The sequence below is a fragment of the Bradyrhizobium sp. AZCC 1693 genome (assembly GCF_036924745.1).
Taxonomy (GTDB): domain Bacteria; phylum Pseudomonadota; class Alphaproteobacteria; order Rhizobiales; family Xanthobacteraceae; genus Bradyrhizobium.
Genome location: NZ_JAZHSD010000001.1, coordinates 1,688,498 through 1,711,653 on the forward strand (window position 1 = coordinate 1,688,498; position 23,156 = coordinate 1,711,653).

At 63.3% G+C, this 23,156-nt stretch carries 24 protein-coding genes; 9 read left to right on the forward strand and 15 right to left on the reverse strand.

Translation table 11 applies throughout. The annotated features are described in order from the left end of the window. Positions 1–16: 16 nt before the first annotated feature. On the reverse strand, positions 17–997 hold the full coding sequence (locus V1293_RS08350) for an alpha-ketoacid dehydrogenase subunit beta (RefSeq protein WP_334508362.1): 981 nt from the start codon (positions 995–997) through the stop codon (positions 17–19). After that, complete coding sequence (gene pdhA, locus V1293_RS08355) at positions 990–2,075, reverse strand: pyruvate dehydrogenase (acetyl-transferring) E1 component subunit alpha (protein WP_442894336.1); 1,086 nt, start codon at positions 2,073–2,075, stop codon at positions 990–992. The genes V1293_RS08350 and pdhA overlap by 8 nt, the downstream gene beginning before the upstream one ends. Positions 2,076–2,260: 185 nt before the next feature. Here pdhA and V1293_RS08360 point away from each other — a divergent pair, with 185 nt between their 5' ends. Beyond that, on the forward strand, positions 2,261–2,479 hold the full coding sequence (locus tag V1293_RS08360) for a hypothetical protein (RefSeq protein WP_334508368.1): 219 nt from the start codon (positions 2,261–2,263) through the stop codon (positions 2,477–2,479). 16 nt (positions 2,480–2,495) lie between these two features. Here V1293_RS08360 and V1293_RS08365 read toward each other — a convergent pair whose 3' ends face one another. Further along, on the reverse strand, positions 2,496–3,362 hold the full coding sequence (locus V1293_RS08365) for a cell envelope integrity EipB family protein (RefSeq protein ID WP_334508370.1): 867 nt from the start codon (positions 3,360–3,362) through the stop codon (positions 2,496–2,498). 254 nt (positions 3,363–3,616) lie between these two features. Here V1293_RS08365 and V1293_RS08370 point away from each other — a divergent pair, with 254 nt between their 5' ends. The 4 genes from V1293_RS08370 to V1293_RS08385 all read left to right on the forward strand — a co-directional run bounded on the left by V1293_RS08370 (position 3,617) and on the right by V1293_RS08385 (position 6,667). Then, a complete protein-coding gene (locus tag V1293_RS08370) occupies positions 3,617–4,084 on the forward strand; it encodes a RidA family protein (protein WP_334508373.1) in 468 nt (155 codons plus the stop codon). Positions 4,085–4,098: 14 nt separating this feature from the next. After that, a complete protein-coding gene (locus V1293_RS08375; protein ID WP_334508376.1) occupies positions 4,099–4,851 on the forward strand; it encodes a glycerophosphodiester phosphodiesterase in 753 nt (250 codons plus the stop codon). Positions 4,852–4,957: 106 nt separating this feature from the next. Next, positions 4,958–6,196, forward strand: a complete 1,239-nt coding sequence (locus tag V1293_RS08380; RefSeq protein WP_334508379.1) for a GNAT family N-acetyltransferase — start codon at positions 4,958–4,960, stop codon at positions 6,194–6,196. A 51-nt stretch (positions 6,197–6,247) separates the two neighbouring features. Then, entirely contained in the window at positions 6,248–6,667 is a 420-nt protein-coding gene (locus V1293_RS08385) for an HIT family protein (RefSeq protein WP_334516664.1), read from the forward strand. Between the two features lie 29 nt (positions 6,668–6,696). On the opposite strand, the gene tsaA is transcribed toward V1293_RS08385, so the two are convergent. The 6 genes from tsaA to V1293_RS08415 form a co-directional block, all read right to left on the reverse strand. Then, positions 6,697–7,188, reverse strand: coding sequence for a tRNA (N6-threonylcarbamoyladenosine(37)-N6)-methyltransferase TrmO (gene tsaA, locus V1293_RS08390; RefSeq protein WP_334508381.1), 492 nt, complete (start codon positions 7,186–7,188; stop codon positions 6,697–6,699). 3 nt (positions 7,189–7,191) lie between these two features. After that, complete coding sequence (locus V1293_RS08395; protein WP_334508383.1) at positions 7,192–8,163, reverse strand: Bug family tripartite tricarboxylate transporter substrate binding protein; 972 nt, start codon at positions 8,161–8,163, stop codon at positions 7,192–7,194. Positions 8,164–8,222: 59 nt separating this feature from the next. Next, positions 8,223–8,567 carry an AzlD domain-containing protein gene (locus V1293_RS08400; protein WP_334508386.1) on the reverse strand — a complete coding sequence of 115 codons (345 nt, stop codon included), beginning with the start codon at positions 8,565–8,567 and terminating at the stop codon, positions 8,223–8,225. Beyond that, positions 8,564–9,307, reverse strand: coding sequence for an AzlC family ABC transporter permease (locus V1293_RS08405; RefSeq protein ID WP_334516665.1), 744 nt, complete (start codon positions 9,305–9,307; stop codon positions 8,564–8,566). Before V1293_RS08405 ends, V1293_RS08400 begins: the two co-directional genes overlap by 4 nt. Positions 9,308–9,390: 83 nt before the next feature. Continuing rightward, positions 9,391–9,609, reverse strand: a complete 219-nt coding sequence (locus tag V1293_RS08410) for a hypothetical protein (RefSeq protein WP_334508388.1) — start codon at positions 9,607–9,609, stop codon at positions 9,391–9,393. Positions 9,610–9,690: 81 nt separating this feature from the next. After that, the gene (locus V1293_RS08415) at positions 9,691–10,656 is read right to left on the reverse strand and encodes a lytic transglycosylase domain-containing protein (RefSeq protein WP_334508390.1); all 966 of its coding nucleotides are present in this window, start codon (positions 10,654–10,656) and stop codon (positions 9,691–9,693) included. Between the two features lie 235 nt (positions 10,657–10,891). Here V1293_RS08415 and V1293_RS08420 point away from each other — a divergent pair, with 235 nt between their 5' ends. Further along, a complete protein-coding gene (locus V1293_RS08420) occupies positions 10,892–11,248 on the forward strand; it encodes a PilZ domain-containing protein (RefSeq protein ID WP_334508392.1) in 357 nt (118 codons plus the stop codon). Between the two features lie 15 nt (positions 11,249–11,263). Here the strand turns inward: V1293_RS08420 and V1293_RS08425 are convergent, their stop codons facing one another. The 3 genes from V1293_RS08425 to clpS all read right to left on the reverse strand — a co-directional run bounded on the left by V1293_RS08425 (position 11,264) and on the right by clpS (position 16,073). Further along, positions 11,264–12,871 carry a sensor domain-containing diguanylate cyclase gene (locus tag V1293_RS08425; RefSeq protein WP_334508394.1) on the reverse strand — a complete coding sequence of 536 codons (1,608 nt, stop codon included), beginning with the start codon at positions 12,869–12,871 and terminating at the stop codon, positions 11,264–11,266. Between the two features lie 213 nt (positions 12,872–13,084). After that, on the reverse strand, positions 13,085–15,496 hold the full coding sequence (gene clpA / locus V1293_RS08430) for an ATP-dependent Clp protease ATP-binding subunit ClpA (RefSeq protein ID WP_334508396.1): 2,412 nt from the start codon (positions 15,494–15,496) through the stop codon (positions 13,085–13,087). Between the two features lie 244 nt (positions 15,497–15,740). After that, positions 15,741–16,073 (reverse strand): ATP-dependent Clp protease adapter ClpS, encoded by a 333-nt coding sequence (gene clpS, locus V1293_RS08435; protein WP_334508398.1) that lies wholly within the window; start codon positions 16,071–16,073, stop codon positions 15,741–15,743. Between the two features lie 487 nt (positions 16,074–16,560). Between clpS and V1293_RS08440 the strand changes: the two genes are divergently transcribed. Beyond that, a complete protein-coding gene (locus V1293_RS08440) occupies positions 16,561–16,806 on the forward strand; it encodes a hypothetical protein (RefSeq protein ID WP_334508400.1) in 246 nt (81 codons plus the stop codon). On the opposite strand, the gene V1293_RS08445 is transcribed toward V1293_RS08440, so the two are convergent. Further along, positions 16,787–17,125 carry a phasin family protein gene (locus V1293_RS08445; RefSeq protein ID WP_334516666.1) on the reverse strand — a complete coding sequence of 113 codons (339 nt, stop codon included), beginning with the start codon at positions 17,123–17,125 and terminating at the stop codon, positions 16,787–16,789. The two genes, V1293_RS08440 and V1293_RS08445, sit on opposite strands and share 20 nt — an antisense overlap. A gap of 402 nt (positions 17,126–17,527) precedes the next feature. Here V1293_RS08445 and V1293_RS08450 point away from each other — a divergent pair, with 402 nt between their 5' ends. Then, complete coding sequence (locus V1293_RS08450; protein ID WP_334508402.1) at positions 17,528–19,378, forward strand: D-alanyl-D-alanine carboxypeptidase; 1,851 nt, start codon at positions 17,528–17,530, stop codon at positions 19,376–19,378. A 260-nt stretch (positions 19,379–19,638) separates the two neighbouring features. Here V1293_RS08450 and V1293_RS08455 read toward each other — a convergent pair whose 3' ends face one another. Together V1293_RS08455 and V1293_RS08460 are read right to left on the reverse strand one after the other, a co-directional pair. After that, the gene (locus V1293_RS08455) at positions 19,639–20,361 is read right to left on the reverse strand and encodes a DnaJ domain-containing protein (protein ID WP_334508404.1); all 723 of its coding nucleotides are present in this window, start codon (positions 20,359–20,361) and stop codon (positions 19,639–19,641) included. A gap of 60 nt (positions 20,362–20,421) precedes the next feature. Then, on the reverse strand, positions 20,422–20,958 hold the full coding sequence (locus tag V1293_RS08460; protein ID WP_334508406.1) for a MarR family winged helix-turn-helix transcriptional regulator: 537 nt from the start codon (positions 20,956–20,958) through the stop codon (positions 20,422–20,424). Between the two features lie 247 nt (positions 20,959–21,205). On the opposite strand from V1293_RS08460, the gene V1293_RS08465 reads away from it, so the two are divergent. Then, positions 21,206–23,071 (forward strand): autotransporter domain-containing protein, encoded by a 1,866-nt coding sequence (locus tag V1293_RS08465; protein ID WP_334508408.1) that lies wholly within the window; start codon positions 21,206–21,208, stop codon positions 23,069–23,071. Positions 23,072–23,156 lie beyond the last annotated feature (85 nt).

The window sequence follows — 23,156 nt, forward strand, 5'->3', positions numbered from 1 at the left end:
ACAAGTCCGCTGAAAATCAACTGAACTGGCAGGCTTTGCGCGCGGCCGTGACGATACGACCGACCGATGGCATCATGTGCTGCTCAAGGCGCGCCATCGGAATGACCGTATCGTAGCCGGTGACGCGGGCCACGGGTGCGAGCAGAGAGGTCAGGCCGCGTTCGGCGATCAGCGCGGCGATCTCGGCTCCGAATCCGCCGGTGCGCGTCGCCTCGTGCACGATGACGCAGCGCCCGGTTTTTGCGATCGAACCAAGCACCGTGACTTCATCGTAGGGTTTGAGCGTGGCGAGATCGATGACCTCGGCGGCGATGCCCTCCGCAGCCAGCGCGTCGGCGGCCGCCGTGGTTTCCTTCAGCATCGCCCCCCAGCTGATCAGCGTGACGTCGCGGCCTTCCCGCAGGACAAAGGCGACATCGAGCGGCAAGGCTTCACCGTTGTCTTCCACCTCGCCTTTCGCGGCGCGGTAGAGACGGGTCGGCTCCAGAAACACCACCGGGTCGGGATCGCGGATCGCGGCGAGGAGCAGGCCGTAGGCGCGTTCCGGCGACGAAGGAATGACAACACGCAAGCCGGGGATATGGGCGAGCATCGCCTCGGTGCTTTCGGAATGATGCTCGGGCGCGCGAATGCCAGCGCCATGAGGCGTGCGCAGAACCATCGGACAGGTGAGCCGTCCCTGGGTGCGGTTGCGGATTCGGGAAGCGTGGTTCACCAGTTGGTCGATGCAGGGATACAGAAATCCCATGAACTGGATCTCGCCGACGGGCTTCAACCCCTGCACCGCCATGCCGACGCAGAGTCCGCTGATCAGGAGTTCGGCAAGCGGCGTATCGAGGACGCGCTCCGCGCCGAAACGCGTTTGCAGCCCGACGGTCGCGCGGAAGACGCCGCCATTGATGCCGACATCCTCGCCAAGCACGACGACATCAGCATCATCCTCCATCGCGCGGGCGAGCGCCAGATTGACGGCTTCGACCAACGTTACCTCAGACATCGCCCTCTCCTGCGAGTTGGCGCCGCTGCGCGACATAAGCCTCGGGTAGATCGGCATAGAGATGATCGAACATGGTTTCGGGTCGGCGCGGCTCCGTTGCCAAATAGCGCTCGACCGCAGCCTCGACGCGCTCATGACATTCCGCAGAGAGCTGCTCCTCGTCCGCTTTGCTCCACATCTTCTGGCCGGCAAGAAAGGCTCTCAACCGCGCGATCGGTTCTTCTTTCCAGCGAGCCTGGACTTCTGCCTCCGGACGATAGCGTGAGGCGTCGTCCGAAGTTGTGTGATCGCCGAGCCGGTAGGTTAGCGCCTCGATGAAGCGTGGCCCCTGGCCGTCGCGGGCTGCGCAAATGGCCTCTTCGGCCGCAGCGCGCACCGCGACCACGTCGCTGCCGTCAACCTGTTCGCCGATGAACCCGGCGGCGATGGCTTTCTGCGCCAGGGTTTCGGAAGCGGTCTGCAACCGTAATGGTACGGATATGGCCCATTGATTGTTGGTGGCGACGAACACGACCGGCAATTTGTGTACGCCGGCAAAATTCATCGCTTCGTAGACGTCACCCTTCGACGTGGCGCCATCGCCGAACATGCATACGGCGACACGCGGCTCCTTGCGCAGCTTGAAGGCATAGGCAACGCCAGCGGCATGCGGCGCCTGCGATCCCACGGGAACACAGAACGGGAAATCCTGGACCGGTCCGGAGAAGTGATTGCCCCGCTCGTCCCCTCCCCAGAACAGCAGAATCTCCTCCGGCTTGACGCCACGCCAGATCAGCGCCCCATTATCCCGATAGGAGGGCAGCAGGACGTCTTCGTCCCGCATCGCACTGGCTATGCCGACGGAAACCGCCTCCTGGCCGAGCGAAACGGCATAGGTCCCAAGCCGGCCGGTGCGCTGCAATGCAACAGCCTTTCGGTCAAAGTTGCGCAGCAGCACCATCGCCCGATAGAGCGAGGCGAGCAGGCTTGCATCGGAGGCGAACGCAGGGAGCGGCCTGTTTATCGAGCCGTCCGGCGCGAGGTAATTGCGGTGGCGCACCTCAAAGCGTGCGATTACCGGGAGCCCGCCGTCTGCCATTTTTTTGCTGGCCACGTCCTCGCTCCCTGAGCGATTCTGCATCCCACCGTTCGTAATTGGTGCTGGGCCGGAACAATACAAGATGGGTGCGCCCAATCTCGCATTGCCGTTGCTGCACCGCGGACCCGCGGAGATCAGCCCTCACCATCGTGGAAGCGGCACCGCGTCAGTGGTACATTAAAGCCATGGCAAATGGTCAGGTTGTCCTCGTAACAACTGAACCGTTGGGAGGCGGTTCGCCTGTCCGCTCGGTCTACTATGTGGCTGAACAGGATCCGGCAAAGGCCGAGGCAATTATCGCCGCAATGATGGCCCCGAACGAAAGGGTCGAAGCCTGGGGGGCGCTTCCGGAAGTAGCCGTCAAAGCGCTCGGATTGAAGCCCGGCGACTTCACGCGCGGATGACCGGCTGGACGTGCCGTCACTTACACGGCTTGGAATCCCTGACGTCGAACTTGCCCATCGCGCCCGCAATCACGAAATCATTGTAGTCGAGCACCAGCGCGCGGGAGACGCCGTTCTCGAACAGCTCGAACGACATCGCGTAAACCGGCGTCTGCTCGCCTTCCTTGGTCTTGGCGTCGCGGTCGTAATAGCTCACGGTGACCGGCCAACGCGTCAGCGTCTTCATCTGGTCGTTGGCGGTCGAGGGATCGGGGGAAGCGATGCTGCGGGTGCCCGGGATAGGCTGCCCGATCACCGACAGCGTATTGTAGACCTTTTCGCCATTGTCGGAGCCGTCATAGACCATCAGCTCCAGCACCGATTTGCCCTCGCGGGCGGCAGCGATGATGTGCTGGATCTGCTCGGTCGGGAACACGATCTTGCCGTCGAGGTTGAATGTCTTCGCCACCGGCTGTTTCAGTTTGACCGTGATGCGGTCGCCGACCCGTTCCGCCACGCCGTCAACCGGTACGGCGTCGGTGTCGTTCATTCGTGTGTCGATCTTGAAGCGGTAGCTCTTGCCACCGGCATCTTCCCAGGAATGCGAGCGCAGATCGCTCAGCGTCAGCTTGCCCTCGCCGCTGTCGAGTTCGGACACCTGGCGGAATTCGGACGTGTAGCCCTCGCAGGCGCTGCCCGAAAAATTGTAGAGGATGCGCCCGCGCGCCCCTGATATCGCGTTGGTCCCGCGCGACTTGACGAGCTTCAATTCATACAGCGCCTGATGGGCGAGAAACGGCCCGCTGGCGCCCGCCAGCACCGGGCCGCTTGCGAAGCCGGACAACAGGGTCGCGGCAGCCGAGAACGCCAAAGCACGGACCGGAATCGGGAACGAGCTAGCCATGTCCAGTTTTTTCCTCGAGGGGAGATTCGGCTACATTAGTGATGGCTCCATTGCGTCGCAACTAGGGCGGCGTCACCAAAACGCGGGAACTAGATACCAAAGCGCCCTGTTTTTCGGCATTTCCGGCAGGATCCGCTCGATCCCCACACGGCGGGCGCAGATCCACCGTCCCTTGCAAGTAAAAGCGCGATGCGCGAAACAATGCGCGCTTGGCCGATGGTCAGGCGCAGTCACATCAATCGGGGAAGAAAAACATGGCGGGTACGGTCGAACAGAAGCTGGCGGCGCAAGGCATCGTCCTGAACGAGCCGCGCACCCCGATGGCGAATTACGTCGGCTTCGTGCGTACCGGCAATTTGCTGTTCGTCTCCGGCCAGGTCTGCGCCGATGCCGAAGGCAAGCTGATCGCCAAGGGCAAGCTCGGCGCCGGCGTCACCATCGAACAGGGCTACGCCGCGGCGCAGGGCTGCGGCGTCAACCTGCTGGCCCAGGTCAAGGCTGCGCTCGGCGATCTCGACAAGGTGGTCCGCGTGGTCAGGCTCGGCGGCTTTATCAATTCCGCGCCTGATTTCCTCGACGGACCCAAGGTGCTCAACGGCGCCTCCGACCTGATGGTCACGGCGTTCGGCGACAAGGGCCGGCATGCCCGCACCACCGTCGGCGTCGCCTCCCTGCCCTCGGATGCCGCCGTCGAGGTCGACGCCATCTTCGAGGTGTCCTGAGCGGAGTAACGCACGTGCGTGCCCCGGACTGGCTGACGGCGCGGCCGGTCGCCCATCGCGGCCTGCATGATATTGCGCGCGGCATCGTCGAGAACATGCCGGCGGCCGCGCAGGCCGCCGTCGACGGCAATTTCGCCATCGAATGCGACATCCAGCTTTCGTCCGACGGCGAGGCGATGGTGCATCATGACAACGCGCTCGGGCGGCTGACCGAGGGCACCGGCGCGTTGCTGGCCAAGACCGCGGCCGAACTGAAGGCGGTCAGGTTCAAGAATACCGACGAGCGGATGATGACGCTCGGCGATCTCTGTGCGCTCGTTGCCGGCCGCGTGCCGCTGGTGATCGAGGTCAAAAGCCATTTCGATCGCGACCGCCGGCTGGTGAAGCGGATGGCTGATGTGCTGGCCTCCTATTCCGGCCCGGCCGTCGGCATGTCCTTTGATCCGGACCAGGTGGTGGCGCTGCGCGAACTGATCCCCGGCCGCGCCCGTGGCATCGTGGCGGAGCGCGAATATGCCGCCGAGGAGTGGCCGGAAGCGTCCCCGGAACAGCGCCAAGGCATGACGCATCTGCGCCATGCCTTCCGCACCCGGCCGCATTTCGTCGCCTATTGGGTGGATGAGCTCCCGGCAGCCGCCCCCTGGATCGCCCGCAACATTTTTGGGCTGCCGCTGCTAACCTGGACCGTGCGCACGCCGGAGCAGCGCGCCCGCGCCGCGCGCAACGCCGACCAGATGATCTTCGAGGGGTTCCTGCCGGGAACCTGATGCGCGCAGCGCCACCTTGAACTCGCCCGTCCGATGCACGATCTTTGCAGCGTTGGCCACCCTGCGCGATGGCTGATCGCACGATGGGACCGGTCCGAATTTCTAGATGGCGTCATCCGAAATCACCCTCGAAGCCGTTCCCTCCGCCAGCGACATCAAGGCTGCGGACTGGGACGCCTGCGCCAATCCGAAGCCTGCTCCAGACAGTCTCGAAAACCTCGACACGCTGGCCGCAAGCGGGTCTCAAAGCGATCCCTGCAAGCCCGCCTATAACCCCTTCGTTTCCCATGCATTTTTCGCAGCCGCCGAAGCCTCCGGCTCGGCCTGCGCCCGCACCGGCTGGGGTCCCCGGCACCTCCTGGCACGGCTCGACGGCAAAATCGCCGGCATCGTGCCCTGCTATCTCAAATCGCATTCGCAAGGCGAATACGTCTTCGACCGCGGCTGGGCGGATGCCTATGAGCGTGCGGGTGGACGCTATTATCCGAAATTGCAGGCCTCGGTGCCGTTCACGCCCGCCACCGGCCCACGGTTGTTGATCCGCGATGGCGTCGATCGCAAGCAGATCGGAACTGCGCTGGCGAGCGGACTGATGGCGCTCTGCAACGCGACCAACGCCTCCTCCGTACATGTGACCTTCGCGCCGGAGGCGGAAGCGAAGTTTTTAGGGGCGCACGGCTTCCTGCTGCGCAACGACCAGCAGTTTCACTGGCACAATGAAGGCTACGGGACTTTTGACGATTTCCTGACCTCGCTGAACTCGCGTCACCGCAAGGCGATCAAGCGCGAACGGCGCGAGGCCACCGCCGCCGGGATCACGATCCATCACCTCACGGGAGCCGACATCACCGAGGATGCCTGGGACGCGTTTTTCGCGTTCTACATGGAGACCGGCTCGCGCAAATGGGGCCGGCCTTATCTGACCCGAAAATTCTTTTCGCTGATCGGCGAGAGCATGAGCCGCGACGTGCTGCTGGTGATGGCCAAGCGCAACGGCCGCTGGATCGCCGGCGCCATCAACTTCATCGGCTCCGACACGCTGTTCGGCCGCAACTGGGGCGCGGTCGAACATCATCCATTCCTGCATTTCGAGGTCTGCTACTATCAGGCGATCGATTTCGCGATCCAGCGCGGGCTAAAAATCGTGGAAGCCGGCGCGCAGGGCGAGCACAAGCTGGCGCGCGGCTATCTGCCGCAAACCACCTACTCCGCGCACTTCATCGCCGATCCTGACTTGCGCCGGGCGATTGCCGATTATTTGAAGCGCGAGCGCGCCTATGTGGCGGCGGCCGGACGCGAACTGACCGATGCCGGCCCGTTCCGCAAGGCCGCCGACGAGGCTTGACCTCGCGCGGCGGCCGACATGAAATTGAAAATGAACCTCGAGGGAACAACCATGCCCGCCTATGACACCAACAACCCCTTCGCAAAAATCCTGCGCGGCGAGTTTCCCTGCCACAAGGTCTACGAGGACGACCATGTGATGGCCTTCCTCGACATCATGCCGCGTTCGCCGGGCCATACGCTGGTGATCCCGAAGGCCCCTGCCCGCAACATCCTCGACATCACGCCAGACGATTACGCCCACGTCGCGCGCGCCGTCCACAAGATCGCCGCCGCCGCCATGAAGGCGTTCAACGCCGACGGCATCACCGTGCAGCAATTCAACGAGCCCGCCGGCGGCCAAGTCGTGTTCCACCTGCACATGCACGTCATGCCGCGCTACGACGGCGTCGCGCTATTGCCGCCGGCGAGCCGCAAGGAAGATGTGAAGGTGCTGGAGGACAACGCGACCAAGCTCGCCGCGGCGCTATAACGCGGGTCATCCGGGCTACGTATCCGCGCTCACTCCGTCTCGAAATCCCCGGGCTGCGGCGACGCCAGCGGCGAGAACTCGCAGCGATCGGGCTTGACGTCGAGCAGCGGCGTTTCGTCGAGGCAGTCGAGGCCGCGCACGAGGATCGTGTTGCCTTCGATGCCGACGAATTTCACGATCGAAGTGCCGATCGGATTCGGCCGTACCGGCGAGCGCAGCGAGAAGGTGCCGCGGGTTTTCTGGTTGTTCTTCGGGCTCTGCAGCACCAGGTCGCGGCGCGACTGATGCAGCCAGTAGATTACTTCGAGATTTTCATAGAAGTCGACGCCCTTGATCGCGGGCACCCAGGGCTCGAAAATCTCGAGCCGACAGACCGGGCCGTCATGGCGGCCCTGCCGCGGCGTTTCCAGCCGCGATTTCCAGGGCGTGCGGATGCGACCGATGAAGACGAGCCCGGCGTCGCGGGCCGGCGGCATGTCGACGGTGATTTCGCCCTCGCGGATTTCACTTTCTCGAACCATGTCCTAATCCAGTGAGATGTTGAGGGCTTTTATCACGCCCGCCCACCGCGCGCGATCGGTCGCCACGAATTTGTCGATCTCGGCCTGGCCCTGCGGCCGCAGCGGCGGGAAGCCGACCTTGTCGAGCGAAGCGCGGAACGCGTCATCGCTCAGCGCCTTGTTCAAACTGGCGGTGAGTTTTTGCGCGACGTCATCAGGCAGTTTGGCCGGCGCCGAGACGCCGTACCAGACGCTGACACCGTAGTTCGGATAGCCGCTCTCGGCCATGGTCGGGACATCGGGCAGATCGGGGATGCGTTTTGCCGATGAGACCGCCAGCGCGCGCAGCAATCCACCTTTTACCGGCGGCAACGCCGTGCCCAGCGTGTCGAACATCAACTGGATATTGCCCGACAGTAGATCGGTCAGCGCGGGGCCTGCGCCCTTGTAGGCGACGTGGACCATGTCGACGCCGGCCATCTGCTTGAACATCTCGCCGGCGAGATGAATGGTGCCGCCGGTGCCGGCCGATCCGAAATTGAGTTTTCCCGGGTTCTGCCTGGCGTAGGCCACGAACTCCGCGACCGTCCTGGCCGGCACGGACGGATGAACCTCCATCACGACAGGCAGATCGGTGATCAGCGCCAACAGGCGAAAATCCCGCGTGGGATCGTAAGGCAGCTTCTTGTAGAGCAGCGGATTGAGCACGAAGATCGACGCAGCCGTGAAGAACAGCGTGTAGCCGTCGGGCTCGGAACGCGCCGCAGCTTCAGCGCCGATCGCGCCCTGCGCGCCGGCCTTGTTCTCGACCACGACAGCCTGTTTCAGGTCGCGGCTGAGATATTCGCCGACCATGCGGCCGAGCACGTCGGTCGGGCCGCCCGCAGCATAGGGCACGATCAGCCTGATCGGACGTACCGGATATTCCGCCGCATGGGCTGGCGGCGCGGCACAGACGAGAGCGCCCACCAGCGCCGATAATTTCAGCCAGTTCATCTTGTTTCCTCGGCGTTTCCCGGTGCGGCGGAGAGTACCCAATTATCCGCCGCCTGCAATCAACCGAGCCACCATTTCCCGGCCAGCAGCACGATCTCGCCGCAGACCACGCCGGCAAAGATCGAGCGCCGCGTCAGCATGAACATCGCAAAGCCGGCGGCGACCGCGCCATAGCGCAGCCCGTCCGGCACGCCGGCCAGCGCACCCGGCGGCTGCACCAGGATCTGGGCGATGACGCCGGCCAGGACCGCGGTCGCCACCGCCCTCACCCAAACCAGAACTTCCGAGCCCTCGTCAACGCCGGCGCCGAACCACAGCCCGGCCATCCGCCAGACCTCGTTGGGCAGGAAGCCCGCGAGCACCAGGATCAATAACGCGTGGGGGCTGCCGAAAAACTCGCTCATGCGCGCACCCTCTCCCGCCACCAGTGCACGCCATAGGCGATGGTGCCGGCGGTGACGCCGCTGATCAAAATATCGACGCCGGTATGCAGCATCGTCACCAGCGGAAACAGCGCGATCCCGAGCACCAGCGCCAATATGTCCGATATCTGCCGGCAGTTGCGCGCGGTCGAAAGCAGGAATGCCAGCGGCGTCAATAGCAGGATCGCCGCCGCAAACAGCGGTGGCAGATTCGCGGCAAGGCCGTAGCCGAGCGTGGTGGCGACCATGCAAACGGTGACAAGCCCGCAGCCGAGCCCATGCGTGAAAACAATCCGTCGCTCGCGCGGCACTTTCGGCAGCAGCCGGTAGCATTCGACCCACAGGGTGACGGCAATGAAATGCGTCGCCAGCACCAGATGACGGCGCTTTGTCTGTGGCGTCTTCATCAGCGGCAGCACCGACACCACCATTGGAAACAACCGGATCGCACTCACCGTCACCGCAATCGCCGCCTGAACCGCGGTCGCCCCCGACCCCAGCGTCGAAATCAGGATGATCTGCGCCGGCCCCGCCCATACCAGCAGCGTGCTGCCGAGCACCCAGCCCAGGCTGAACTGGCTGTCATGGGCCAGCGCACCGATGCCGAGATAGGTCGCAAACAGCACCAGCGTGAGCACGATGGAAGCGACCGAACCGATGCCCCATGCGAAGGCGCGCAACGGGCTTTTCCAGTTAGGGGAAGTGATCGGAGGTAGCGCCAATTGAGACCGGTGGAGGTTTGACTCGTCGCAGGCATAGGGCTGGCGAAACAGCATTCCGTCAAGGAATGCTGGCTACAGAGCTGTTATGCAGGAGTAATGCCCGCCTGCTCCGCCTTCGCCCGAACCTTGACCAGCAAACCCGACAACGCCGCCAGGTCGCCTCCATCAATCCGGTAACGGCTCATCTTCTCGCCGCTAGGCATCATGATGCCTAGCTGCCATTTCGCCTTGCTCAGTTCGAAAGCAACGTAAACCGTGCCATACTCGCAGACGGCGGGTGTGTCAGTGTGATCTGTGCGCATCGTGGATCCTCCGGGTGGTTGGGTGGTCGCAAACTCAACTTTCCCCCTGACCACCTGCCACCCATAGGATCTGCGATTCCCTCAACCCGGCACGCCCTTATTCCGCAGCACGAAGCACGCCCCGCCGGCTTTGCGGATGCGGTTGCAGAGATCGTCGGCGGCCGGCCGCGTGTCGGCGCCGATCCGTACCTGATAGAAGGCGCGCGTGCCGCGGCTGCGCATGACCGACGAGAGCAGGCTCGGATCCTGGTCGCCGATCACGGCGCTGAGCCGCTTCATGGCGCGGGCATACATCGCGAGCGCCTTGTCGCGGCTGAAGCCGGCGGCGAGTTGCACGCCCCACACTTTGGCGGCGCCGAGCTTGATGCGGTTCTCGAGCTCGGTGATGAAGGGACTGGGGGCCTGCTTCAGCAGCGCCATCAAGTCGCGACAGCTCGACGTCGGTATCCGCTCCGGCGTCCTGCCGCCCTTCTGCGCACTTGCCCAATCCTCGACGGTGGAGCCCGTGATGGCGATAACGTAGCTGCGCGTCTCCTGCGGCATCGCTCCGGTGCCGGCGAGCCACTCCTGAACCCGACGCGGGCCGGCGTTATAGGCGGCGGCCGCCAGTCCGAGATTGCCGAACTGCTCGCGCAGCTCGGCCAAAAACTCCGCCGATTTCGGCAGCGCCTGCACGGGATTGAAGGGATCGAGCAGGCCGCGCTCGTTCGCGGTGCCGGGCATGAACTGCGCAATCCCCTGCGCGCGCTGGCCGCTGCGCGTCACCGGCCCGATCGCGTCGGAGCGGAAGCGGCTCTCCTGCCAGATCACGCGGGCGAAAAACTCCAGCGGCAGACTCGAGGCTTTCGCGGCCGACTCGATCATCAGGCACATCGCCTCGCGCGTGTCGCTCTCCCGCGTCGCGTCAGCCGGCTTCGGGGCCGGTATCGCGCGTGGCTCGACCTTCAACTGGTTAGCCTCATCCGCGTCCTCGGCGCAGGCAGGCGTAACCGACGACAAGAGCGACACCGTGCAGCTCAGGGCGCGAAGAAATCGGGTTCTTTGCATGGCAGTTGAAATCCGAGAGCGCGCAGGGCGGTAAAAAACGTTAATCAAAACGATCACGGCGGCAGGTGGATCCGCGGTTCCACCGCAGCACGTCGCCTTTTTGCGCTGCAATTGTCCCGAAATCCGCGCCATCGGAACCGCCGTTAATTTACGTTAATGCCGCATTTTGCGTCAGCCGGTCTTTTACGCGGCACAAAGCGGGGTAAAAGTCTCCTTCTTTGTTGGGAGACATTCAATGCGGGACCGGCGCGAGAGCGTGCGCGACAAGGTGATGTATGGCGGCGTCGCCGAGATCGGTGAACGCGGCGCGACGCGCGAATGCATCGTCCGCAACATCTCCGACAACGGCGCGACCATCGAATTCAGCAATGATTTCCAGTTGCCGAAAGAGCAGCTCTCGCTGCGCATCGCGCGCAAGGGCCGCTCCTTCCTGGCCAAGGTGGTCTGGTGGCGCGACAATTTTGTCGGCGTCGCCTTCAGGGCGGAAAGCCCTGCCGAGCCGGTCTCCGATCTCGCGGAACGGCTGCGGAGAAGCGAGATCAAGAAGCGCCAGCTCGAGCGCCGCATCGACGAACTGCTCAGCGAGCGCTGAAGCCTTTTTGGCGATCTACTCGGCAGCAAGCTTCGCTGCCGGTGGCGGCGACCATGCGACGGTGCGATTACGGCCCGCCGCCTTGGCCTGGTACAAGGCCTGATCGGCGGCATGCAGCAAGGCTTCAAATCCCGACATGCTCGCGGTCGCGGCCGCAAAGCCGACGCTGGCCGTTACGTTGAAGTGAATCCCGTGCGCCTGCAACGCGCTGGCGGCAACCCTCTGGCGAACCCGTTCCGCCACGATTTTCGCCTGGTCGAGATCGGTTTCCGGAAGCAGCATCGCGAATTCCTCGCCCCCAAGCCGTCCGACGAAGTCGGAACTGCGCTTGCCTTCCCGACAGGCATCGGCAACAGCGACCAGCGTTTCGTCGCCGACGGCATGTCCGTAATGGTCGTTGACCGCCTTGAAATGATCGACGTCGATCATCAGCACCGATAGCGGCCGGTAGTAGCGCTGAAACCGGCTCCATTCGGCCGCGGCCAGCGTCCAGAAATGCCGCCGGTTGTACAGGCCCGTCATCGAATCGATGGTCGCCAGTTCTTCCATCTGCTGCGCATTGCGAACGAGGTCGGTGACGTCACAATAGGTCAGCATCCGGCCGCCGTTCTTGAGCAGCGTGCAATGCGCCCGCATGTTGCGGCCGTCGGTGGTTCGCAGATCCCGCAACGGCTCGCTGCCGTCCCGCACGGCGGCAACCCGGCTGGCGTAGAACGCGTCCAGTTGGTCCGAAGTCATCCCGCGATCGTTTGCATGCGGCGAATTCCTGATCAGCGACTCGTAGGACGGACGCCTTGAGGCCTGCTCCTCGGTAACGCCCCAGAGGGTTCGCATCTTCCTGTTCAGGAACTGGGCGTTGAGATTGCCGTCCAGCATGACGACGCCCTCGGAGACGTTGTCGAGCGCACTGTGCAGCACCTCCAGTTCATCGGCGTGGCGAACGATATCCGTCACATAGGTATAGCTGATCATCCTGCCGCCGTTGGGCAGGTTCGCGCACTGCATCCGGATCACCTCGCCATTGGTGCGGCGCAGATCGAGCGGCCTGGTGTCGCCTGCCCGCACCAGACGGACGCGCTCGGCGACATAGGCGTCGATACTTTTGGCCTCGATCTCGTAGGCGTTGGTGTCACGGCCATGATACATCAACGCGACGAATGCCGGATTCCGGTCGGCGACGGCGTCCGGCAAGGCCCACATGCGGCGGAACGCGCGGTTGATGAATTGCGATTTCATGCTGGCGTCCAGCAGCAGCACGCCGACGTCGACCACATCGAGCGCCGCGCGCAGCGCCAGCAACTGGCCCCGCACGATCTGATCGCCGCTCTTCGCCTCCTCGGCGCTGTTCCGGGCAGCTTCCTCCCTGGCGGCTTCCGCCGTCTCGAACACGAGGCCGACCTGCTTCTCCGACTGCCATGCGCGTTTGCACGGCTCGGGCGCGCCTTCGCCCGGGATCAGCAAATGGAAATGCAGGGGAATGCCGAGCGCGCTTTCAACCTCGATGACGGCGCCGACATCGGATATCTGACGGACGGTGCAATCGATCGACGACCAGCCGTAATTCGAGATGATCTTGCCGGCCAGGAAGGTACGACCACGGGGCATGGATTTTTGTTCGCTCATTGCGGCGATTCCAGTTGGTTTCAGCCCGCAATATCCAACCGGGTGATCTAAACTGGCTTAACCGGGATGATCCAGCCGGGCTCCTACGGCCACGGTTTTTGGCACGTTGCTAACAGGCAGTTAACGCGCCGCCGGATTGAACGCCCTGCGCCACCCAGCAAAAAGCCGGCGGTCTCGCGACGCGCCGGCTTATCAATTCGCTTTATCCGCCGCTCAGACCTTGACCAGCGGCCCCCGCGAGGCAGGGCCCTTGGAGCCGCCGCCCCCGTTGGGGCCGCCCGGCTTCGGCTTGCGCTTGCGAGCGCCGGGCAGCTTTTCCGGCTTCGGCGTGACCGGTCCTTCGACGAACTCGAAGCCGATCTTGTCCTTGCCGTCCGCGCTCGCCTCGTCCTTGACCAGCACGACGCGGACATGGCCGCCGCCCTTCAGGTGACCGAACAGCACTTCATCCGCGAGCGGCTTCTTGATGTACTCCTGGATCACGCGTGCCATCGGCCGCGCACCCATCTGCTCGTCGTAGCCATGCTCGATCAGCCAGGCCTTGGCGGGCTCCGACAACTCGATGGTAACATCGCGATCGGCGAGCTGCGCCTCTAGTTGCAGCACGAACTTCTCGACCACCATACCGATGACGTCAGCATTGAGATGGGCGAACGAGACGATCGCGTCCAGCCGGTTGCGGAATTCCGGCGCGAACTGGCGGTTGATCGCTTCGTGGTCGTCGCCTTCCCGCTTGTTGCGCGTGAAGCCGAAGGCCTGGCGCGCGAGGTCGGCGGCACCCGCATTCGTGGTCATGATCAGGATCACATTGCGGAAATTGACCTGCTTGCCGTTGTGGTCGGTCAGCCGGCCATGATCCATGATCTGCAGCAGCACGTTGTAGAGATCCGGATGCGCCTTCTCGATTTCGTCGAGCAGTACCACGCAATGCGGATGCTGATCGACACCGTCGGTCAACAGGCCACCCTGGTCAAAGCCGACATAGCCGGGAGGCGCGCCGATCAGGCGCGACACCGTGTGCCGCTCCATGTATTCGGACATGTCGAAGCGGATCAGCTCGACGCCGAGCGAGGCTGCAAGTTGCTTTGCCACTTCGGTCTTACCGACGCCGGTCGGTCCGGAGAACAGATAGGAGCCGATCGGCTTTTCCGGTTCACGCAAGCCGGCACGCGCCAGCTTGATCGACGCCGACAGCGCCTCGATCGCCTTGTCCTGGCCGAACACCACGCGCTTCAGCGTCTGCTCGAGATGCTTCAGCACCTCGGCATCGTTCTTCGACACGCTCTTGGGCGGAATCCGCGCCATGGTCGCGATCGTGGTCTCGATTTCCTTGATGCCGATGGTCTTCTTGCGCTTGTTCTCGGCCACCAGCATCTGTGCCGCGCCGGACTCGTCAATCACGTCGATCGCCTTGTCCGGCAGCTTGCGGTCATGGATGTAGCGCGACGACAATTGCACCGCCGCCTCGATCGCCTCATTGGTGTATTTCAGCCGGTGGTAGTCCTCGAAATAGGGCTTTAGGCCCTTGAGGATCGCGATCGCGTCCTCAACCGTCGGCTCGTTGATGTCGATCTTCTGGAAGCGCCGCACCAGCGCGCGGTCCTTCTCGAAGTGCTGGCGGTATTCCTTGTACGTCGTCGAACCCATGCAGCGGATCGTGCCGGAGGCGAGCGCCGGCTTGAGCAAATTGGACGCGTCCATCGCGCCGCCGGAGGTGGCTCCGGCGCCGATCACGGTGTGGATTTCATCGATGAACAGGATGGCGTTCGGATGCGCCTCCAGTTCCTTCAGCACCTGCTTCAGCCGCTCCTCGAAGTCGCCGCGGTAGCGCGTGCCGGCGAGCAGCGTGCCCATATCGAGCGAGAACACGGTGGCGGCCGCCAGCACTTCCGGCACCTCGGAATCGACGATGCGCTTGGCGAGCCCTTCCGCGATCGCGGTCTTGCCGACGCCGGCCTCGCCCACGAACAGCGGGTTGTTCTTCTGCCGGCGGCACAGCACCTGGATCGCGCGGTTGATCTCGGAATTGCGCCCGATCACCGGATCGATCTTGCCGTCACGCGCCTTCTTGTTGAGGTTGACGCAATAGGTCTCGAGCGCCTCGCCCTTCTTCTTGGCGTCCTCGTTGCCCTTGGTCTCGGTCTCCTCGTCGACGCCGCGCACGGGTCGCGCTTCGGAAATGCCCGGCCGCTTGGCGATGCCGTGGCTGATATAGTTGACCGCGTCGTACCGCGTCATGTCCTGCTCCTGCAGGAAATAGGCGGCGTGACTTTCGCGCTCCGCGAAAATCGCGATCAGCACGTTGGCGCCTGTCACCTCTTCGCGCCCCGAGGACTGGACGTGAATCACCGCGCGCTGGATCACGCGCTGGAAGCCCGCGGTCGGCTTGGCGTCGTCGGCGCCGTCGGTGACCAGATTTTCGAATTCGGTTTCGAGATAGTTGACGAGGCTCGTGCGCAGCTTGTCGAGATCGACGCTGCAGGCGCGCATCACCGCCGCCGCATCCGAGTCATCGATCAGCGACAGCAGAAGGTGTTCGAGCGTCGCGTATTGATGATGACGCTCGTTTGCAATCGCCAGTGCACGATGCAGGGATTGTTCAAGGCTTTGGGAAAAAGTTGGCATTCTCGTCCTCTGTGGCCCCCGGTCATCATGATCGCCATTACCCGGTCAGGCAACAACAACCTTCGTCATTACTTGTCATATAGTTACGCACGATCGTGGCGAAAGACCGGTTCCGGAAACGTGGTTTTCCTCTAAATTCACGCACCCTTCCCCCGAAAAACTACCGGGAATACGATCGGCTTTCGTCAACGCAGTCAATGCAAGACCCGTTCCCCTCTCCGGCCGGGTCGAAAGCCATGCGCGGCTATTTCTTTTCCATCACGCATTGCAGGGGATGCTGGTGCTTGCGCGCAAAATCCATGACCTGCGTGACCTTGGTCTCGGCAATCTCGTAGGTGAACACGCCGCACTCACCGATCCCGTGGTGATGCACATGAAGCATGATCTTGGTGGCCGCTTCGGCGTCCTTCTGGAAGAATTTCTCCAGCACATGAACGACGAACTCCATCGGTGTGTAGTCGTCGTTCAAAATGAGGACGCGATACAGGTTCGGACGCTTGGTCTTCGGCTTGACCTTGGTGATGACCGACGTCGACGGCCCGCCGGTTCCGGGGTTGCGGTTCTCGTCATTGCTCATTCGGGGAGCAGAAGCAGACGACTTTGCCGGCACGGACGAACAAGCTTTGAAGGTTGATTGCAACATGGCTCAGGCGTTCGAAATTCCAAAGGGGTGACCGGAGCGTATCCTGGTCCACTCGCGATCGGCCCTGACGTAAGCCACCGCAAACTATCCAGCAACGCTTTTCCAGATCGCCGCGCCCGGTCCGACCCGTTGGCCGGATCGGCACCCGGAATATGGGTCCGGCGCCGGGTCGCCGCAAGCGCATTGACACTGCCCTGGCACGACCAGCGACCGGTCCGATTCCCGGCTCGGCTATCTGGACCAAGGTTAATCGTTTCTGCCGGATTTGACAAAGGACCGCGACTGCCCGTTTAGCCGGGCCGAGGACAGAAGGCCCTTTTGGCGGCCGGTTCGGGCGATGCACCGGTTTTGACCCGCTTTTTTCGCGGAACCGGTTTTCGCATGTTTAGCCCGGATATCTCACACCACTCCGGCGTCCGAGGTGATCGCTCCGCTGGGCAGCAACCTGCCGCTCAACGCGCCGGCTGCGGCAACGCCAAGGCAGCCAAACCGCTGGCGCAATATTGCAGCACCGATCGAAGTCGGCAGTCGCTGGCCAGGCTGCGCGTCGCGAAATTACCGTCGACGCCAGGAATTCAAGCGTCAAGAAAAAGCCCGGCCGCAACGGCCGGGCTTTTTTATTGTCGAAGTGTCAGATCGCGAACGAATTAGTGCGCGGCCGGCGTGAACTTCGAGACCAGGCCCTCGTAGGGCTTGAAGGTCTGCTTGGCGAGATCGGTGTAGAGGCCGGCGATCTTCTGCGACTCCGCGACGAAGGTCTCGTAGGACGAGCGCGCGAATTCGGTCTGCGCTTCGAGCGCCTTGTCCAGCGACTTCACGCCGGAGAGCTTTTCAACGAACGATTTGGTGTCTTCGAATGACTTCTTGGCGTAATCGCCATAAGCGGTCGCGATCGCCTGAACGCCGCTTTGCAGGTTGCTCGCGGAAGCAGCAACCGATTCGAGATGCTCTTTGCCGTAGTTCTGAATGTCTTCAACCTTGACCATCATGGAGTCCTTTCCCAGACTGCAGGTGTAAACCGATTGCCGGGAGGTCCCCGGCCCCCTGACCACCATCTGTATATGTGCACCGCACAATAAAGTCAATAAATATTGTGCGACGCACAATTGTGGCCAATTAGCGCAAAATCCCGGGGTCTTACGCAACGGTTAATTAATCTTTTGGAAACTCGCTCGGCCTAACCTGATTCCTGGACTTGTTCGCCTTCCGACAGACAGCCTGAAAGCTGTTTGTGAACAGCATCTTAGCTAGAACAGCGACCTGATCGGCTAACCCGGCCGCGCCTGATGGCCGGATCGGTACTTCGAACGGGGGAGCATCAGCGGTTGGTGGGCACAATTTTGCCTCACGAGCCGGTGATCAAGACAGAAATTGGGACGGGGAAGTAAATGCTTCGTACAACCTTGGCTTGCTCGCGCGCTTTGCGCGTGTGCGCCCTCGGACTCATTACCTTCACCACGGCGATCCTGATCTCGAGCGAGAGCGCCGAGGCTCGCCGCTACAAGCACCGCCGGCACCACCATGTCGCGCGCGAAAGCTACAGCCCGCAGTTCTCCTCCATCGTCGTCGACGGCAATTCCGGCGCGGTGCTCAGTTCCAACAATCCCGATGGTATCCGGCGCCCGGCGTCGCTGACCAAGATCATGACGCTTTATCTGCTGTTCGAGCGCCTCGACGCCGGCAAGATGAAGCTCGACACCGAGATGGAAGTCTCCGAACACGCCTCCGAACAGGCGCCGACCAAGCTCGGTCTGAAGCCCGGCCAGACGCTCAAGGTCGAGGATGCTATCAAGGGCCTGGTGACGCGTTCCGCCAACGACGCCGCCGTCGTGATCGCGGAAGCGATCGCCGGCGATGAAACCGAATTCGCCAAGCTGATGACGCGCAAGGCGCGGGCGCTCGGCATGAGCAAGACCACCTACCGCAACGCGTCGGGCCTGCCCAATGACGAGCAACTGACCACGGCGCGCGATCAGGCGACGCTGGGACGCGCTATCCAGGATCGCTATCCGCGCTACTACCGTTATTTCGCGACCACCGTGTTCAATTATCGCGGCCAGTCGATCCGCAACCACAATCGCCTGCTCGGCAATGTCGAAGGCGTCGATGGCATCAAGACCGGCTACACCCGCGCCTCCGGCTTCAACCTCGTGAGCTCGATGCGCCGGGGCAACCGCCACCTCGTCGGCGTGGTGCTGGGCGGCCGCAGCGGCGGTTCGCGTGACGCCACCATGCGCAACCTGCTGGCCGAGAACCTGGAGAAAGGCGCGACCAAGCGTACCGTGGCCGCGATCACCGAGCGCAATCCCGCCGACGGCACCGTCGATGTGGCCGAAGCCGAAACCGCTTCGCGTCCGGCCGAAACGGCTCAGCCTGCCAGCGCCCTCGCCGCCGAACCGGGGCTCGCAGCCATGCCCGTAACCCGCTCGATCGCGCCGGCAAAGCCGTCGCTGATGGCGGCGGCCGCCGCTGCCCTGCCCCCGCCGGCCAAGATCGAGCAGAACAAATTCGAGCCGCAAGCCAAGCCCGAACCCGCGCCGCTGACCAGCGGGGTCATTCAGTCCCAGTCGATATCGGCGATCCCGGGCTCGGCTGAGCCGATGAAGCCGGTCAAGGTCAAGACGGTCCAGGTCAAGGCCGGCCCGATGAAACTGGCGGCCGCCGGCCCCTCGCAGCCCGTGGCGCCGCCGATCACCAGCGCCATCCCTGCCCGCCCCGAAGTCGCCGAGACCTCCGGCGCCGTTGTCGCAAACGCTGCCGAGGCCAAGGCCGAAGCCGCCCGGGAAGCCCTCAGGGCAGCCATGCCGCAGCAGCCGGCCGGGCACGGCACCGGTAACGGCGTGCTCGGCGTGCTGCCCGCTTCCAGCCTGGCGCAGGCGCAAGCCACGCACGCGCAGACGCTCGCCTATGCCGATCCGGCGCCCCGTACCCAGCCGCAGCAGGCCGTGCAACAGAACGACGCCGTCAAGCCGGCCGCGCCGGCGGTGGTTCGCACCGGCTGGATCGTCCAGGTCGGCGCGCTCGAAAGCGAAAGCGAAGCCAAGCAGCGGATCGATCTCGCACGCACCAAGGCCAGCGCCCTGCTCAGCAAGGCCGATCCCTTTACTGAAACGACCGTGTCCAAGGACAACCGCACGCTATACCGCGCCCGTTTCGCCGGTCTCGATCGCGATTCTGCCGAAGCGGTATGCCGCACGCTCAAGCGCGCCGACATTTCCTGCATGACCGTTCGCAACTGATCCGGACTTTCCCGTTGAAGTTCGCAAGGCCGGCGCCGCAAGCGCCGGCTTTGTTGTTTTCCAAACACGGTCGCAACGGCTCTCGCACAATCACGTCCAATGCGGCCGGCGAAAACTTCTCGTCAAGAATTTACGGTTAAGTTTCCCTGCAATGGACGATCGACCACGCCGGACAACGGCGGGCGATGTGGGGCGTCAGTCAGAGAATGGCACGGAAGCAGCTCTCGGTTTGTAGCGTCGGTGGCGTGAGCCGGAGTTAGCTAGAGATGCGTGCGAAGAAGGGTATCCTTGGCCTCGTTTACGCGGGCAGCGAGGTACGTCGAGCCCCCCTGATCGGGATGCAGTTTCTTCATCAGGGCGCGGTGCGCCCGGCTGATGTCGTCACGCCCCGCCCCCGGCTGCAGGCCAAGGATCTGATAGGCCTCCTCGTCCGTCATTTTTCCACCCGGCGCCGCGCGGCGCTGCCCCCCTGCCGTGTCGCCTTGCGCGTTCTGACGCCAAGCGGGAAACCGGCGGTCAAGATAGCTTTCAAGTAAGGCGACGCTCTCGGCGTCGAAGGCCGCTATCATCGCGATCAACTGCGGCAGGTCGAATTCGCCGAGCGAGCGCCCGGCATTCGGTCCGTCCACGATCCGGCCCGACAATTCGCCGCTGTCGTGATCGAGGCTCATATCGAGAAACTGCGAGCGGACGCGCGAGGCCTGCCCCGACGAACGCTGCCCGCCGCCGAAGATCCCGCCGATATTGCTGAAGCCACCCGGCCCGAACGGCGACCAGCCGAGCAGGCCCGCACCGAAGATGCCGAGCGGAATGGCCACCGCAAGTTCGCCGCGCAGGCCGGTAAAGGCTGCGACCGCCAGCGCCACGACGCCGCCCACGATCTTGATCGCGCGCGCGAGCACGACCGGGTTCGCCGCACGAAACATCTGCAGCAGCAAGTAGAGAAGGACAACGGCGACGACGCCGGCAATCAGGGTTGGCATGGTTCCAATATAGGCCGCCCGCCGGCAAAAATCATGGTCGGCGATTGTCGGGTTCAGGCATTAGATGCCGCGCCCGAACACCTCCAGCACCTTCAGCAACTGCTTGTGACCGGACGGACCGACCTTTTGTCTCAGGCGTTCCTCGTGTTCTCCAACCAAGGCGTTGGCGCGGACGAGCAACGTCCTACCGTCGGCGGTCAAATACAAGGCGTGAGACCGCCGGTCCGTGGTGGACGCGGACCGCTTGAGCAGCCCGCGGCCTTCCAGGCTGTCGAGCAGCGGCACCAGTCCGGATCGGACGATGCCGAGAACCCGCGACAGTGCCATCTGGGAAAGACCGGGATTCTCGCCGATCAGCGTCAGTATCGAAAACTGCACCGGCCGAACGTCCAATGGAGCCAGGGTCTCGTTGAAGTCCTGGAACACCCATAACTGGGCCTGGCGGATCAAATAACCCGCAAGCCGGTTGAGCGGCGCAAGGCTGATGGGCGCGCCCGGTTCGTTCGCAGGCACGGCGGAGCGCCGTTTTCTCTCGGCGCTTCGAGCCTTCTTCGGACGGGACGGCTGACGCGGCACGCGGAGCGCTTGATCGGACACACTGATTCTCTCGTCAATCGACCTGATCCCCTTTCATCGCCCGGTTGCCGGGCCCTGTGCAAATCATTTGTCAGACTGTTATTGACATGAACAGTTCATAGTGTGAACAATATTTGCAACGGCGGGGAACGCCAGGTCATCATGGAGGGGCGCTATGAGAACACGCGGACAGCGATTTATTGGGCGGGAGCCTATTTCGGCCATTCGGCGGGGTTTGCGGCGGGCGCTTCTTCCAGCGCTGAGTGCCATGCTGACTGCGGGGGCTCATACGCCATTGCTGGCCCAAAGCACGCCATTCACTTCCATCACCGGCTTTGGTGACAGTTACGCCGACACCGGATCCGCACCGGGAGGCGCGTTCCGCCTGCTCGGCTTTCCCTGCCCCGCCGGCCCGCCGACCTATCCGACCTGCCGCTTCAGCGGCGGCACGAACTTCGTGGACACGCTGCGGACCACCTACAATCTGCCGACGCTGACGAACTACGCGATCGGCGGCGCGCAGACCGGCAATACCAATGTGATTCCCGGGCTGCCGGGATTTGCTCAGGAGATCGCGACCTTTGCGGCGAGCGGCCAGCGATTTGGTTCGCGCGATCTCATCGCGTTGTCCATCGGCGGCAATGATCAGGCCCAGTTCACCAGCGCCAACAGCCTCGCGCAGATCAGCGCGCTGGCGACCACCTCCGCCACCAATGCGGTGACCGGCGTTCAACAACTGATCGCACTGGGCGCGCATAATATCGCCTGGGTCAGCCCCGGCAATCCGTTCTACTTCCCTGCCCCCTTTGGCGATCCGGCCCTGACATTCGCGCAGCGCGAACAATGGGCCCAAACCTACTTTCAACAGCTCCAGCAACAGCTCGCGCCTGCCGCCCGTTCTGGCACGCGCATCTTTCTGTTTGACTTCGAAACCTTGCAGGCCCGAATAGCCGCCAATCCCGCGCAATATGGCTTCGCCAGCGCCAGCGGTTGTCAGGTCGCATTGGGGATTCCGGGTTGCCTTGCGGCTTCGGCGGCCGTTCAGAACGGCTATTTCTATTGGGACACGATTCATCCCACCAGCGCAGGTTTTGCATTGATCGCCCGCTACATGGCCAACCAGATCGACGCGCCGCTCACGGTCGCGCCGCAAGGCGACGTAGCGATGGCGATGGCCATGGGTTTTGCGAGCTCGGTATTTGGCCGGCTCGACGCGTATCGCTCATTCACACCTTACGCGATGGGAAATGCCATGAACGCCATGGCAGCCTACGGTCCGACCAAGGCGCCGCCGCGCGCGGTGGCGGAGAACCGGTGGTCGGTTTACGGTGACGTGAACTATATCGGCGGCAGCCGTGACTCACAGACCTTCCTGTCGAGCTACGACTACCGTTCGGTCGGCGGCACACTCGGCATCGAGTACAAAGTCAGTTCCGAGTTGCGCGCCGGATTGGTGTTCGGTTACTCGCAGCCGAACGTCAACCTCGCGGTTCAGAACGCGCACTACAGCATCGACGCGTATCAGATCGGCGGTTACGCGTCCTATACCCGCGCCAACTGGTTTGCCGACGGATTGTTCGCCTATGGACGCCAGGCTTACGCGATGGATCGCCAGGGCATCATCGACACCATCCGCGGCTCGACCCATGCGGATACCTTCACGCTCGCGGGAAAGGCCGGTTACCTGTTCGACGCCGGGTGGCTGCGCGTGGGCCCGATCGCCGGGCTCGCCTACACCAACGCACAGATCGCAGGATATACCGAGGCCGGCGACATTCTGCTCACCAACATCGTCAACGCGCAAAGACTGGAGAATCTGACCGGCAGCGCCGGCGTACAGTTCCGCACGCCCTTTGCGATGGGCAATGGCATTTGCAGCCCGTTCGTGAATCTAACCGCCGAGCATGACTTCATCGGCTCGGGTCGCACGCTGATCACGACGCAGGTGACGACGCCGTTATTGCCGGTGCTGACGCCGATCGACAGCCGCAGCCGGACCTATGGCAAGGTTGCTGCCGGCATCGCGGCGGCGATTACGGGCAATGTCAGCGCCACCGTCAACGCTGTCTCCACATTTGCACGAACCGACGGCAATGATTTCGGCGTCAGTGGCGGCATCAAGGTAGCGTTCTGAGGTGGGGGATCGCTGAACGGTCGATCTGGAGCCGACTGTCAGCGGTGGAGCGCTGCCTTGAATCTGCGTTGTCGCTCAACCAGGG

Bases quoted from the DNA above. Each gene is read 5' to 3' on its own strand.
- V1293_RS08415 (WP_334508390.1), bottom strand. From the start codon at position 10,656: ATGCAAAGAACCCGATTTCTTCGCGCCCTGAGCTGCACGGTGTCGCTC.
- V1293_RS08350 (WP_334508362.1), bottom strand. From the start codon at position 997: ATGTCTGAGGTAACGTTGGTCGAAGCCGTCAATCTGGCGCTCGCCCGC.
- pdhA (WP_442894336.1), bottom strand. From the start codon at position 2,075: ATGGCAGACGGCGGGCTCCCGGTAATCGCACGCTTTGAGGTGCGCCAC.
- V1293_RS08410 (WP_334508388.1), bottom strand. From the start codon at position 9,609: ATGCGCACAGATCACACTGACACACCCGCCGTCTGCGAGTATGGCACG.
- V1293_RS08395 (WP_334508383.1), bottom strand. From the start codon at position 8,163: ATGAACTGGCTGAAATTATCGGCGCTGGTGGGCGCTCTCGTCTGTGCC.
- V1293_RS08455 (WP_334508404.1), bottom strand. From the start codon at position 20,361: ATGCCAACCCTGATTGCCGGCGTCGTCGCCGTTGTCCTTCTCTACTTG.
- V1293_RS08385 (WP_334516664.1), top strand. From the start codon at position 6,248: ATGCCCGCCTATGACACCAACAACCCCTTCGCAAAAATCCTGCGCGGC.
- V1293_RS08365 (WP_334508370.1), bottom strand. From the start codon at position 3,362: ATGGCTAGCTCGTTCCCGATTCCGGTCCGTGCTTTGGCGTTCTCGGCT.
- V1293_RS08370 (WP_334508373.1), top strand. From the start codon at position 3,617: ATGGCGGGTACGGTCGAACAGAAGCTGGCGGCGCAAGGCATCGTCCTG.
- clpA (WP_334508396.1), bottom strand. From the start codon at position 15,496: ATGCCAACTTTTTCCCAAAGCCTTGAACAATCCCTGCATCGTGCACTG.
- tsaA (WP_334508381.1), bottom strand. From the start codon at position 7,188: ATGGTTCGAGAAAGTGAAATCCGCGAGGGCGAAATCACCGTCGACATG.
- clpS (WP_334508398.1), bottom strand. From the start codon at position 16,073: ATGAGCAATGACGAGAACCGCAACCCCGGAACCGGCGGGCCGTCGACG.
- V1293_RS08400 (WP_334508386.1), bottom strand. From the start codon at position 8,567: ATGAGCGAGTTTTTCGGCAGCCCCCACGCGTTATTGATCCTGGTGCTC.
- V1293_RS08465 (WP_334508408.1), top strand. From the start codon at position 21,206: ATGCTGACTGCGGGGGCTCATACGCCATTGCTGGCCCAAAGCACGCCA.
- V1293_RS08445 (WP_334516666.1), bottom strand. From the start codon at position 17,125: ATGGTCAAGGTTGAAGACATTCAGAACTACGGCAAAGAGCATCTCGAA.
- V1293_RS08450 (WP_334508402.1), top strand. From the start codon at position 17,528: ATGCTTCGTACAACCTTGGCTTGCTCGCGCGCTTTGCGCGTGTGCGCC.
- V1293_RS08425 (WP_334508394.1), bottom strand. From the start codon at position 12,871: ATGAGCGAACAAAAATCCATGCCCCGTGGTCGTACCTTCCTGGCCGGC.
- V1293_RS08420 (WP_334508392.1), top strand. From the start codon at position 10,892: ATGCGGGACCGGCGCGAGAGCGTGCGCGACAAGGTGATGTATGGCGGC.
- V1293_RS08380 (WP_334508379.1), top strand. From the start codon at position 4,958: ATGGCGTCATCCGAAATCACCCTCGAAGCCGTTCCCTCCGCCAGCGAC.
- V1293_RS08360 (WP_334508368.1), top strand. From the start codon at position 2,261: ATGGCAAATGGTCAGGTTGTCCTCGTAACAACTGAACCGTTGGGAGGC.